General features: G+C 58.9%; 16 protein-coding genes. 9 read left to right on the top strand and 7 right to left on the bottom strand.

What is annotated here, in order from left to right; genetic code table 11:
* Positions 1-234: 234 nt before the first annotated feature.
* The 5 genes from rimO to tsaA all read left to right on the top strand — a co-directional run bounded on the left by rimO (position 235) and on the right by tsaA (position 4,394).
* Positions 235-1,572, top strand: a complete 1,338-nt coding sequence (gene rimO / locus AC193Q_RS26465) for a 30S ribosomal protein S12 methylthiotransferase RimO (protein ID WP_047292002.1) — start codon at positions 235-237, stop codon at positions 1,570-1,572.
* Positions 1,573-1,772: 200 nt separating this feature from the next.
* Complete coding sequence (locus AC193Q_RS26460; protein ID WP_121184073.1) at positions 1,773-2,246, top strand: GNAT family N-acetyltransferase; 474 nt, start codon at positions 1,773-1,775, stop codon at positions 2,244-2,246.
* A gap of 189 nt (positions 2,247-2,435) precedes the next feature.
* Positions 2,436-3,146, top strand: a complete 711-nt coding sequence (locus tag AC193Q_RS26455) for an rRNA pseudouridine synthase (protein ID WP_047291998.1) — start codon at positions 2,436-2,438, stop codon at positions 3,144-3,146.
* A gap of 72 nt (positions 3,147-3,218) precedes the next feature.
* Entirely contained in the window at positions 3,219-3,686 is a 468-nt protein-coding gene (locus tag AC193Q_RS26450) for a YehS family protein (RefSeq protein WP_047291996.1), read from the top strand.
* Positions 3,687-3,695: 9 nt separating this feature from the next.
* Positions 3,696-4,394: a tRNA (N6-threonylcarbamoyladenosine(37)-N6)-methyltransferase TrmO gene (gene tsaA, locus AC193Q_RS26445; protein ID WP_108181862.1), complete on the top strand. Its 699-nt coding sequence runs from the start codon at positions 3,696-3,698 to the stop codon at positions 4,392-4,394.
* A 182-nt stretch (positions 4,395-4,576) separates the two neighbouring features.
* On the opposite strand, the gene fpr is transcribed toward tsaA, so the two are convergent.
* Positions 4,577-5,356: a ferredoxin-NADP reductase gene (gene fpr, locus AC193Q_RS26440; protein WP_003222277.1), complete on the bottom strand. Its 780-nt coding sequence runs from the start codon at positions 5,354-5,356 to the stop codon at positions 4,577-4,579.
* A 133-nt stretch (positions 5,357-5,489) separates the two neighbouring features.
* Here fpr and AC193Q_RS26435 point away from each other — a divergent pair, with 133 nt between their 5' ends.
* Positions 5,490-6,416 carry a LysR family transcriptional regulator gene (locus AC193Q_RS26435; protein ID WP_027611091.1) on the top strand — a complete coding sequence of 309 codons (927 nt, stop codon included), beginning with the start codon at positions 5,490-5,492 and terminating at the stop codon, positions 6,414-6,416.
* Here the strand turns inward: AC193Q_RS26435 and AC193Q_RS26430 are convergent.
* Positions 6,413-6,775 carry a diacylglycerol kinase gene (locus tag AC193Q_RS26430; RefSeq protein WP_121184071.1) on the bottom strand — a complete coding sequence of 121 codons (363 nt, stop codon included), beginning with the start codon at positions 6,773-6,775 and terminating at the stop codon, positions 6,413-6,415. The genes AC193Q_RS26435 and AC193Q_RS26430 overlap by 4 nt on opposite strands.
* Before the next feature lie 74 nt (positions 6,776-6,849).
* Entirely contained in the window at positions 6,850-7,500 is a 651-nt protein-coding gene (gene erdR / locus AC193Q_RS26425) for a response regulator transcription factor ErdR (protein ID WP_041072218.1), read from the bottom strand.
* Between erdR and AC193Q_RS26420 the strand changes: the two genes are divergently transcribed.
* Positions 7,493-7,651 carry a hypothetical protein gene (locus tag AC193Q_RS26420; RefSeq protein WP_155416796.1) on the top strand — a complete coding sequence of 53 codons (159 nt, stop codon included), beginning with the start codon at positions 7,493-7,495 and terminating at the stop codon, positions 7,649-7,651. The genes erdR and AC193Q_RS26420 overlap by 8 nt on opposite strands.
* A gap of 72 nt (positions 7,652-7,723) precedes the next feature.
* On the opposite strand, the gene AC193Q_RS26415 is transcribed toward AC193Q_RS26420, so the two are convergent.
* Entirely contained in the window at positions 7,724-8,470 is a 747-nt protein-coding gene (locus tag AC193Q_RS26415; RefSeq protein ID WP_047292042.1) for a tRNA-uridine aminocarboxypropyltransferase, read from the bottom strand.
* Between the two features lie 189 nt (positions 8,471-8,659).
* Between AC193Q_RS26415 and AC193Q_RS26410 the strand changes: the two genes are divergently transcribed.
* Entirely contained in the window at positions 8,660-9,085 is a 426-nt protein-coding gene (locus tag AC193Q_RS26410) for a PA3611 family quorum-sensing-regulated virulence factor (protein ID WP_315438085.1), read from the top strand.
* Here AC193Q_RS26410 and AC193Q_RS26405 read toward each other — a convergent pair whose 3' ends face one another.
* Positions 9,086-9,280, bottom strand: a complete 195-nt coding sequence (locus AC193Q_RS26405; RefSeq protein WP_041072222.1) for a hypothetical protein — start codon at positions 9,278-9,280, stop codon at positions 9,086-9,088. It abuts the gene before it with no gap.
* A gap of 357 nt (positions 9,281-9,637) precedes the next feature.
* Here AC193Q_RS26405 and AC193Q_RS26400 point away from each other — a divergent pair, with 357 nt between their 5' ends.
* Positions 9,638-10,756, top strand: a complete 1,119-nt coding sequence (locus AC193Q_RS26400) for an LOG family protein (RefSeq protein WP_121184069.1) — start codon at positions 9,638-9,640, stop codon at positions 10,754-10,756.
* A gap of 56 nt (positions 10,757-10,812) precedes the next feature.
* On the opposite strand, the gene recX is transcribed toward AC193Q_RS26400, so the two are convergent.
* Both recX and recA read right to left on the bottom strand, forming a co-directional pair.
* Positions 10,813-11,283: a recombination regulator RecX gene (recX, locus tag AC193Q_RS26395; RefSeq protein WP_041072226.1), complete on the bottom strand. Its 471-nt coding sequence runs from the start codon at positions 11,281-11,283 to the stop codon at positions 10,813-10,815.
* Between the two features lie 8 nt (positions 11,284-11,291).
* Entirely contained in the window at positions 11,292-12,350 is a 1,059-nt protein-coding gene (recA, locus tag AC193Q_RS26390; protein ID WP_003222269.1) for a recombinase RecA, read from the bottom strand.
* Between the last annotated feature and the right edge of the window lie 22 nt (positions 12,351-12,372).

The following is a 12,372-nucleotide window of genomic DNA, read 5'->3' as shown; positions in this document are numbered from 1 at the left end:
TGCAGCATGCGCTGTTTTACCTGTTGTTACAGACGTTTTGTTGACTGTAAAAAATTGGTAAAGCTCAACGGCGCGAAGCATAGCGCAGCACTCGTCGTATTTCCCTGCATAAAGCTGGTCAAGTGCGTTGCTCATCGCTAGAATTGCGCACTTTTTGATCAGAGGCGCATCCTGAGCGCCCGTCCGTCGACTTTTCCACACGGCAAGCGACGTCACAAAACACCGAGGTTAGACATGTCCACCACTCCTGCGCCGGCCAATCCAAAGGTTGGCTTTGTATCTCTGGGTTGCCCGAAAGCACTGGTCGACTCCGAGCGCATCCTGACCCAGCTGCGCATGGAAGGCTATGACGTGGTGTCCACCTATCAGGACGCCGACGTGGTGGTGGTCAACACCTGCGGTTTCATCGACTCGGCCAAGGCTGAATCGCTGGAAGTGATCGGTGAAGCGATCAAGGAAAACGGCAAGGTCATCGTCACCGGTTGCATGGGCGTGGAAGAAGGCAACATCCGCGACGTGCACCCGAGCGTGCTGGCCGTGACCGGTCCACAGCAGTACGAGCAAGTGGTCAACGCGGTGCACGAAGTGGTGCCACCGAAACAGGACCACAACCCGCTGATCGACCTGGTGCCGCCGCAAGGCATCAAGCTGACCCCGCGCCACTACGCGTACCTGAAGATTTCCGAAGGCTGCAACCACAGCTGCAGCTTCTGCATCATCCCGTCGATGCGCGGCAAACTGGTCAGCCGTCCGGTGGGTGATGTGCTCGACGAAGCCCAGCGCCTGGTCAAGTCCGGCGTCAAAGAGCTGTTGGTGATTTCGCAAGACACCAGCGCCTACGGTGTCGACGTGAAATACCGCACCGGGTTCTGGAACGGCGCGCCGGTGAAAACCCGCATGACCGAACTCTGCGAAGCGCTGAGCACCTTGGGCGTGTGGGTGCGTCTGCACTACGTTTACCCGTACCCGCACGTTGACGAGCTGATCCCGCTGATGGCCGCCGGCAAGATCCTGCCGTACCTGGACATCCCGTTCCAGCACGCCAGCCCGAAAGTCCTGAAGTCGATGAAACGCCCGGCGTTCGAAGACAAGACCCTGGCGCGGATCAAGAACTGGCGTGAAATCTGCCCGGACCTGATCATCCGTTCGACCTTCATCGTCGGCTTCCCGGGCGAAACCGAAGAAGATTTCCAGTACCTGCTCAACTGGCTGACCGAAGCCCAGCTCGACCGCGTCGGTTGCTTCCAGTATTCGCCAGTCGATGGCGCGCCGGCCAATGACCTGGACCTGGAAGTGGTCCCGGACGACGTCAAGCAAGATCGTTGGGAGCGGTTCATGGCGCACCAGCAGGCGATCAGCTCGGCACGCCTGCAAATGCGCATCGGCCGCGAGATCGAAGTGCTGGTGGACGAAGTCGACGAGCAAGGCGCCGTCGGCCGCTGCTTCTTCGATGCCCCGGAAATCGACGGCAACGTGTTCATCGACAACGGCAGCAACCTCAAGCCGGGCGACAAGGTCTGGTGCAAGGTGACTGACGCTGACGAATACGACCTGTGGGCTGAGCAGATCTAAACACCGCACACCCGTAGGCGCTGCCGAAGGCTGCGATCTTTTGATCTGAAAAGATCGCAGCCTCGTTTCACTCGACAGCTCCTACAGGGATTGCGCTGATATCAAAAGCCCCGCTCTTTTTACGAGATGCGGGGCTTTTTTACGGCTATTGTTTGCTGTGGGAAGGAATCCCGCTTATCCACTGGAAAGAGGCGACGGGCATGCGTCAGCATTCGGTCATTCACACGCCGAAACTCAGCGACTATCAGGAACTGACCCGGGTCTGGGAGGCCTCGGTCCGCGCGACCCATGATTTTCTGCCGGACAGTTACATCGAATTGCTGCGTAATCTGGTGCTCACCCGTTACCTGGATGCGGTGATGCTGATCTGCACCAAGGATCATCAGCAGCGCATCACCGGATTCGCCGGGGTCGCGGCGGGCAAGATCGAGATGCTGTTCATCGATCCCGCGCATCGCGGTCAGGGGCTGGGCAAGCAGTTGCTGAATTACGCCATGCAACATCTGAATGCCGATGAACTGGACGTCAACGAACAGAACCCGCAGGCGCTGGGGTTTTACTTCAAACAGGGTTTTGAAGTGATCGGCCGCTCAGAAGTCGACGGCATGGGCCAGCCGTACCCGCTGCTGCATATGCGCCTGCGCCAGAGCCAGCAGCGCTCAAGTAACGGCTGACACATCGTAGAACCCTGTGGGAGCTGGCTTGCCAGCGATGCGGGCGACTCGGTCTGACAGATGCACCGAGGTGATGCCATCGCTGGCAAGCCAGCTCCCACAGGAATTGCGAACACCCTACAAATGGAACCGGGCTTAACCGGCGCCAGGCAGGTACAATGCCCACCCCTTTTTTGTTACGGCCCTGTCATGACTGACCCGATTCGCCTCTCCAAACGCCTCATCGAACTGGTCGGTTGCTCCCGCCGGGAGGCCGAGCTGTTCATCGAGGGCGGCTGGGTCACCGTGGACGGCGAAGTGATCGACGAACCGCAGTTCAAGGTCGGCGACCAGAAGGTCGAACTCGACAAGGACGCCAAGGCCACCGCGCCGGAGCCGGTCACGATTCTGCTCAACGTGCCGGCCGGTATGGACGTCGACACCGCCATGCAATCGCTCAGCGCCGACACCCTCAGCGAAGAGCACCGCTACGGCAAACGGCCGTTGCGCGGACACTTCCTGCGTCTGACCGCCAGCGCCGACCTGCAGCCCAAGGCCAGTGGCCTGCTGGTATTCACCCAGGACTGGAAAGTGCTGCGCAAACTGACTGCCGATGCGGCCAAGATCGAGCAGGAATACGTGGTCGAGGTCGAAGGCGACATGGTTGCCCACGGCCTCAATCGCCTGCAGCATGGTCTGACCCACAAGGGCAAGGAGCTGCCGCCGGTCAAGGCCAGCTGGCAGAACGAAAACCGCCTGCGCTTCGCCATGAAGAACCCGCAGCCGGGGATCATCGCGCAGTTCTGCGAAGCGGTTGGCCTGAAGGTCGTCGGCATCCGCCGCATCCGCATCGGCGGCGTGTCGATCGGCAAGGTTCCAGTCGGCCAATGGCGCTACCTGTCCGGCAAAGAGAAGTTCTGACACCTCTGTTGCCGCCACACATTCCGGCAGCGTGCCTGCGCGTTGCCCACAACGATTATCAGGATGACCCACATGATTCATAACGACGTATTGCGTAGCGTGCGCTACATGCTCGACATCAGCGACAAGAAAGTCGTCGAGATCATCAAGCTCGGCGGCATGGACGTGGAGCTGAAAGACGTCGTCGCGTACCTCGACAAGAAAGAAGAAGACGAAGAAGGCTTCGTGCGCTGCCCGGACGAGGTCATGGCGCACTTTCTCGATGGCCTGGTGATCTTCAAGCGTGGCAAGGACGAAAGCCGTCCGCCGCAGCCGATCGAAGTGCCGGTGACCAACAACATCATTCTGAAGAAGCTGCGCGTGGCTTTCGAACTGAAGGAAGACGACATGCACGCGATCCTCAAGGCTGCCGAGTTCCCGGTGTCCAAGCCTGAGCTGAGCGCGCTGTTCCGCAAGGTCGGCCACACCAATTACCGCCCGTGCGGCGATCAGTTGCTGCGCAATTTCCTCAAGGGCCTGACCCTGCGCGTTCGTGGCTGATCACGCAACATGACTTACAGCGTCTCCCCCATTGGCTTTGTGCGCTCCTGCTTCAAGGAGAAGTTCGCCATCCCGCGCCAGCCACAACTGGCCCCCGCCGCTCGTGGTGTGCTGGAGCTGGTGGCGCCGTTCGATCAGGGTGACGCGGTGCAGGGTCTGGAACAGGTCAGCCATGTCTGGCTGCTGTTCCTGTTTCATCAGGCGTTGGAAGAAAAACCGCGCCTGAAAGTGCGCCCACCGCGTCTGGGTGGCAACAAGTCCATGGGCGTATTCGCCACCCGCGCCACTCACCGTCCCAATGGCATCGGTCAGTCGGTGGTAAAGCTGGACAAGGTCGAGGCGCATCGGCTGTTCATCTCGGGCATTGACCTGCTCGACGGCACGCCGATCCTCGACATCAAACCCTATGTGCCTTACGCCGACATCATCCCCGAAGCCTCCAACAGCATCGCCAGCGCCGCGCCACAGCTGATTGACGTGCAGTGGACGGACGCCGCGCTGCAACAGGCGCACGGGCATGCCCAGCGCCTTGACGAGCCACTGGTCGAGTTGATCGAGCAGTGTCTGGCGCAGGATCCGCGTCCGGCGTATCAGACGCCAGCACCGGAGCGCGAGTACGGTGCGCAATTCTGGGATCTGGACGTGCGCTGGCATTACCCGACGCCGGAGCAGATTTGCGTGCTGGAAGTCATCCCGGCCAACACCTGAGACCTCGCTCAATGTAGGAGCTGCCGCAGGCTGCGATCTTTTGATTTTGTCTTTTCAAGATCAAAAGATCGCAGTCTTCGGCAGCTCCTACATTGATTGTGGCAGGCAGGAAGGAAGGGAATATTTCGGGCATGAAAAAGCCCCCATTGCCTTCGCCGGCAATGGGGGCTTTTTCGTGGGGCTTACTTCTCGACGAACGCACGCTCGATCAAGTAATCACCCGGCTCGCGCATCCGCGCCGAGATCTTCAGGCCGAAGCTGTCGAGCACTTCGCTGGTCTCGTCGAGCATGCTCGGGCTGCCGCAGATCATCGCACGGTCGTCCTGCGGGTTGATCGGTGGCAGGCCGATGTCGCTGAACAGCTTGCCGCTGCGCATCAGATCGGTCAGACGGCCCTGGTTCTCGAACGGCTCGCGGGTCACGGTCGGGTAGTAGATCAGCTTGTCACGCAGCGCTTCACCGAAGAACTCGTTCTGCGGCAGGTGCTCGGTGATGAACTCGCGATAGGCGACTTCGTTGACGTAGCGCACGCCGTGCACCAGGATCACTTTTTCAAAGCGCTCGTAGGTTTCCGGGTCCTGAATCACGCTCATGAACGGCGCCAGACCCGTGCCGGTGCTCAGCAGATACAGGTGCTTGCCCGGGTTCAGGTCGTCCAGTACCAGGGTGCCGGTAGGCTTCTTCGAGATGATGATCTCGTCGCCTTCCTTCAGGTGCTGCAACTGCGAAGTCAGCGGACCATCAGGCACCTTGATGCTGAAGAACTCGAGATGCTCTTCCCAGTTCGGGCTGGCGATCGAGTAAGCGCGCATAAGCGGGCGGCCATTTGGCTGTTGCAGGCCGATCATCACGAACTGACCGTTCTCGAAGCGCAGGCCCGGATCGCGGGTGCACTTGAAGCTGAACAGAGTGTCGTTCCAGTGATGAACACTGAGGACACGCTCGTGGTTCATGTTGCTCATGTACGTGGGACTCCTGGATATTGGGTCTGCGCTCGCCTTTGCGGCTGACAGTGCGCAATTGCAACGCATTCTAATAGCGACGACAATATCTGTTAACTGGATTATTAAGATAAGGGTTATCGGTTATATCGATATGCGATTTACTCTTCGTCAACTGCAAGTCTTCGTTGCCGTCGCCCAGCAGGAAAGCGTATCCCGTGCTGCGGGTCTGCTCAACCTCTCGCAATCGGCGGCAAGCACCTCTATCACCGAACTGGAGCGCCAGTCCAGCTGCCAACTGTTCGACCGCGCCGGCAAACGCCTGAGCCTCAATGCTCTGGGCAAACAGCTGCTGCCGCAAGCGGTGGCCCTGCTTGATCAGTCCAAGGAAATCGAAGACCTGCTCAACGGTAAATCCGGTTTCGGCTCACTGTCGGTGGGTGCCACCCTGACCATCGGCAATTACCTGGCGACCCTGTTGATCGGCGGCTTCATGCAGCGCCATCCCGAAAGCCAGGTAAAGCTGCATGTGCAGAACACGGCCAATATCGTGCATCAAGTCGCCCACTACGAAATTGATCTGGGTCTAATCGAAGGTGACTGCAGCCACCCGGACATCGAAGTGCAGAGCTGGGTCGAAGATGAGCTGGTGGTGTTCTGCGCGCCGCAACATCCGTTGGCCAAACGCGGCAGCGCGACCATGGAAGAGTTGACGCACGAAGCGTGGATTCTGCGCGAACAAGGCTCTGGCACACGGCTGACGTTCGATCAGGCCATGCGTCACCATCGCAGTGCGCTGAATATCCGTCTGGAGCTGGAGCACACTGAAGCGATCAAACGCGCGGTGGAATCAGGATTGGGGATTGGCTGTATTTCGCGGCTGGCGCTACGCGATGCGTTTCGGCGCGGCAGCCTGGTGGCGGTGGAAACCCCGGATCTGGATCTGGCGCGGCAGTTCTACTTCATCTGGCACAAGCAGAAGTATCAGACGTCGGCCATGCGCGAGTTTCTCGAGCTGTGCCGCGCTTTCACCGCCGGGGTGCAGCGCAGCGACGAGATCGTCTTGCCAAGTATCGCTTAAAGCAGAATCACCGCCCACACCAGGGCAATCATGCTCAGGGCCACGAATTGCGCGGCGCTGCCCATGTCCTTGGCGTTCTTGGACAGTGGGTGAAGTTCCAGGGAAATGCGGTCAATCGCCGCTTCTACTGCCGAGTTCAACAACTCGACGATCAGCGCCAGCAGGCAGACGGCGATCAGCACTGCCTGTTCGACGCGGCTGACATGCAGGAAAAACGTCAGCGGAATCAGCACCACATTGAGCAGCACCAGTTGGCGAAATGCCGCTTCGCCGGTGAAGGCTGCGCGCAGGCCGTCCAGCGAATAACCGGAAGCGTTGAGGATGCGTTTCAGGCCGGTCTGGCCCTTGAAAGGTGACATAAGGTAAAAACCAACCAGAAAGGAGTGGGAAAGCTAGAGCAACAAAAGTCAAAAAAGCGTGAAGACGCCAGCCTTTATTGGCTCGGAATTGACTCAAGTTGTTGCAGAAGTAATGCCGCCTGTGTCCGGGTGCGTACGTTCAACTTGCGAAAGATCGCCGTAACGTGAGCCTTGATGGTCGCTTCGGACACGTTCAGCTCATAGGCAATCTGCTTGTTCAGCAGGCCTTCGCAGACCATGGTCAATACGCGGAACTGTTGCGGAGTCAGGCTGGCAAGGCCGTCGCTGGCAGCTTTGGCTTCGGCGGAGACGCTGACCGCTTCGAACGCCTGCGGTGGCCAGAACACATCGCCATCGAGCACCTTGCGCACGGCTTGCTGAATCATGCTCAGGTCGCTGGACTTGGGAATAAAGCCACTGGCACCGAACTCGCGGGACTTGACCATGACCGAGGCCTCTTCCTGCGCCGAGACCATCACCACCGGAATCTGCGGATATTGACCGCGCAGCATGACCAGACCGGAAAAGCCGAAAGCGCCGGGCATGTTCAGATCCAGCAGGACCAGATCCCAGTCGGACTTTTCGGTCAGGCGCGCTTCCAGCTCGGCGATGCTCGCCACCTCCACCAGTCGTACATCCGGGCCAAGGCCCAGCGTCACCGCTTGATGCAGTGCGCTACGAAACAGAGGGTGATCATCGGCAATCAGGATGTCGTATGTGGCCATTATTCAAATGATCCTGTTTTTGATGGCAGACCCGACGCATTCGGGCCTCGCCAAAGCAACTCAAGAGAGCGCTGCACAGCGCTATCCACAGGGGCACGTTCAACGCCAATCACAAGCAAACACGGCGTTTCAAACCTTGGCCGCACCCTAATCGGCGCCAAGCATGCCCAGCGAAGCCGGGGTGGTCAAGCAGCACCGCCGCCGCTGTGTGAAGTATGGGCCACTATGGCGCCAACACTGCCTGCGGCTTTCGTATATAAGGCAACAACTCGGCGTGGGCCGGGGTCGACTCGTTCATGTCCAGCTGTTGTTTGGCGCCCAGGTAATGCTGGCTGAACACATCGAAATACGCGTCCAGTGCCGAAGCCGCATCGCTGTCCCCCGCCAATTCGAGGCACAACGCCGCAACTTCGGCAGTGCACAGGTGTTCGCTACGGGTGGAGCGACGCAGGCGATAACGCGAGAGTCTGTCGGGCAACAGGCTGAGAATCGGCAAGCGATCGAAATACGGACTCTTGCGGAAGATCTTGCGCGCCTCGGTCCAGGTTGCATCCAGCAAAATGAACAGCGGACGCTTGCTGCAATCGACGGCGACGGTGTTGGTCACCCGTGACGGTTCTACGTATTCGCCAGGAAATACCAGGTACGGCTGCCATTGCGGGTCGTTGAGCAGCGCGAGCATCTGCGGGTCAGGCTCGGTGCGCGACCAGATGAACGCGTGGTTGTCGCGCACCACATCGGCAATCAGCCAGCCGGTGTTGCTCGGTTTGAACACTTCCTTGCCGGTCATGATCAGGCACACGCCGGAACGGGACTCGACCGTTGGTCGCCAGGCGCACAGGCAATGGCTAATGATCACCCGGCAGTCGCGGCAACGTTCGGAGCGAAAACCTCGGGCCTGAATCGGCTTGATGCCCTCGTCCTCGCGCTGGTCGCGCAAACGGGCTACAGCGTTGGGGGCATGTTTGATCACAGGCAACGCACCACAGCAGGAAAACTCGACACGCACAGCACTCGGCAAGGTAATAAAGGCCGGCAGTTTACCAGAGCGGCGAGCGCAAACCTGTACCGTCCCGACCGGCTCCCCTATAATCCTGCGCCACTGAACGCACAGCCACAGGGCTGGTCGAACCACCAGTCACTGAATCAGGAGAGTTTCATGCTGCGCCTTATCGTTCCCACCGCCGCCATCGCGCTGGCGTTGTCCTTCAGCGCACAAGCAGCGTCGTTGAAAGAGCAGAATCTGAACAAAGAACTGCGCAACATCGCCGAACAAAGCAGCGTCGGTACGCCACGGGCGATCAACGAAGACATTCTCGATCAGGGCTACACCGTTGAAGGCATCACCCTGATCAACCACCTGAGCGTGCAGGCCAGCCACGCCGAAAAGATGCGCGCTGATCCAAAAGCGGTGTATTTCCAGCTGGGTGCTTCGGTGTGCAATAACCCGTCGTACCGCAAGCTGATGGCCAAAGGCGCGGTCATGCGTTACGACTTCACTGAATATAAAACCAACAAAGCCATCGGCTCGGCCAGCTATCAGGATTCCGATTGCCCGAAAGCAACCCCGGCGAAGAAGAAGTAATCACCGGGTATTGGCGCGCCGCTGTTCATCCTCGGCGCGCAATTCGGCCACCAGGGCCTGTAAATAGCGTGAACGCCGTTCACCACCCGCCAGACGTCGGCAGCACTCCTCTTCGAGACTGACTTGATTGGCCTCGGCTGACGCTTTCAACATCCGATACAGCTGCGTATCGATTTCCAGAACCACTCTGGCCATCTATCCCGCCTCCTTGCCTGCTACCCGCGAATCCCTGAAAAGCGCGCACCCTGCGTACGTCGGCTGACTCCAAGCTGTCGTACAGTGCCTGTAAGTTAGTAAATCAGAGCGATTGCTCTACGGCGTACGTTCGGACGAGCGGTGAACATTCTTTGCCAATCGATACCCAAGGCCTGCCAGAAAATACTGCTCGGCGTAATGATCAACTCAGCGCAATGGCTCGCGAGGGTCTAGATTCAAAGTATTCCCGATCATCTGTTCACGGCAGGACAAGGAGCTGCCGAATGTGTGTTTTTTGCAGCGCGGCACTGACGCCGCACGTCAGGGCCACAAGCTCTGTGCAGAAGGAGACGTTGAATGCCTTACCAACCGAATGACCTGCTCAGCCGGCATTTTCAGGAACAACTTCCCGACCTCATCAACAAGGTCGAAGAACAACTCAACCAGGTTTCTCCCAACAGCCCGAACCTGCCGATCTATCGCGACATGATCCTGACCGTACTGCGCATGGCCCAGGAAGATCACAACCGCTGGAACGCCAAGATCACCCTGCAGGCCCTGCGTGAACTGGAGCAGGCGTTCCGGGTGCTGGAACAATTCAAGGGGCGACGCAAGGTCACCGTGTTCGGCTCGGCACGCACGCCGGTCGAGCATCCTCTGTATGCAATGGCCCGGGAACTCGGCGCGGCCCTGACACGTTCAGACATGATGGTCATCACCGGCGCTGGTGGCGGAATCATGGCCGCCGCGCACGAAGGTGCCGGACGTGACCACAGCCTCGGGTTCAATATCACCCTGCCCTTCGAACAGCATGCCAACCCGACTGTGGACGGCACAGGCAATCTGCTGCCGTTCCACTTCTTCTTCACCCGCAAACTGTTCTTCGTCAAGGAAGCCGATGCGCTGGTGCTGTGCCCTGGCGGGTTTGGCACACTGGACGAAGCACTGGAAGTCCTGACATTGATCCAGACCGGCAAAAGTCCTCTGGTGCCTGTGGTATTGCTGGATACACCGGGTGGAACGTTCTGGCGGGGAGCACTGGATTTCATTCGCCAGCAACTTGAAGAAAACCGCTACATCCTGCCCACCGACCTGAAACTGATGCGACTGGTCTATAACGTCGATGAGGCGGTGCAGCAAATCAACCAGTTTTACAGCAACTTCCACTCCAGCCGCTGGCTCAAGCGTCAATTCGTTATTCGTATGCACCACAAGCTCAGCGACCAGGCATTGGCGCGTATGCAGGAGGCTTTCGCCGATCTGTGCCTGAGTGACCAGTTCCATCAACACGCCTACAGCGGTGAAGAACACGACGAAGCGCAGTACAGCCATCTGGTGCGGCTGGCGTTCGCCTTCAACGCCCGGGACCACGGCCGACTCAGGGAACTGGTGGATTACATCAACCTTCCGGAAAATTGGGCCCATAGCAAACCGCAGACCACACAACGCACACGCGAACCTTCGAAGGTTATTTGAAGGCAAAAAAAAACGGCCCGCTATTTTCATAGCAGGCCGTTTCTATTTAAACCGACTTAGTCGTCCATCCCTCTGCCGCTGAACAAGCGGTTGATCATCTCCATCGAAAAGCCCCGATAGGCGAGGAATCGACCTTGCTTGGCGCGTTCCTTGGCATCGATCGGCAAGTGTCCGGAGAACTTGCGCTGCCATGTGTCCCGAAGCTGCTCCTGCCAGTCGATACCGCTCTCACGCAGTGCGAGTTCGATGTCGGCGCGTTGCAAACCACGCTGCCCCAGTTCTTCGCGAATGCGCAAGGGGCCATAACCGGAGCGGGCACGGTAGGAAACAAAGCTTTCAAGGTAACGGGCTTCAGAAAGCAGCCCCTCTTCCGTCAACCGGTCGAGGGCTGTTTCGATCATTTCCGCCTCAGCGCCGCGCTGACGCAGTTTACGCGTCAGCTCAACTCGACCGTGCTCGCGTCGAGCAAGCAGGTCCATGGCGGTTCGCCGCACCGCGACGAGGGTATCGAGTACAGCGGTGGTCATCGCTGCGATCAGATATCAGCGTCAGCCAGGTCGTCTTCGGTCTCTTTGACCGCAGAAGCCTTGGAGTCGGCGATCACCGCTGGCGACAGCAGTTTGTCACGCAGCTGCTTCTCGAGCTTGGCAGCGACTTCCGGGTTGTCTGCCAGGAACTTGGCCGAGTTGGCCTTGCCCTGACCGATCTTGGTACCTTCATAGGCATACCAGGCGCCGGACTTCTCGACGAAACCGTGCAGCACGCCCAGGTCGATCATCTCGCCGTTAAGGTAGATGCCCTTGCCGTAAAGGATCTGGAACTCGGCCTGACGGAACGGCGACGCCACCTTGTTCTTCACAACCTTGACGCGGGTTTCGCTGCCGACCACTTCGTCGCCTTCCTTCACCGCGCCGGTACGGCGGATGTCGAGACGGACTGAAGCGTAGAACTTCAGCGCGTTACCACCGGTGGTGGTTTCCGGGCTGCCGAACATTACGCCGATCTTCATGCGGATCTGGTTGATGAAGATCACCAGGCAGTTGGCGTTCTTGATGTTACCGGTGATTTTACGCAGCGCCTGGGACATCAGACGGGCTTGCAGGCCCACGTGCATGTCACCCATTTCGCCTTCGATTTCAGCCTTCGGTACCAGTGCCGCCACGGAGTCGACGATGATCACGTCGACTGCGTTGGAGCGCACCAGCATGTCGGTGATTTCCAGTGCCTGTTCGCCGGTGTCCGGCTGCGAAACCAGCAGATCGTCGACGTTGACGCCCAGCTTGCCGGCGTACTCAGGGTCGAGGGCGTGTTCGGCGTCGACGAAGGCGCAGGTCGCACCGGCTTTTTGCGCCTGGGCGATCACGGACAGCGTCAGTGTGGTTTTACCGGAAGATTCAGGACCGTAGATTTCAACAATACGGCCTTTTGGCAGACCGCCGATGCCGAGTGCGATGTCCAGACCCAGAGAGCCGGTGGAGATGGCCGGGATCGCCTGACGGTCCTGATCGCCCATACGCATTACGGCACCCTTGCCGAATTGACGTTCGATCTGACCCAGGGCCGCAGCCAAGGCTTTCTTCTTGTTGTCGTCCATTAAAGTCCTCACGTAATCAATA

The sequence above is a fragment of the Pseudomonas sp. F2 genome, assembly GCF_057174385.1.
The sequence above is the reverse complement of the archived record's forward strand: the minus strand, read 5'-3'. Positions and strand labels throughout refer to the sequence as shown.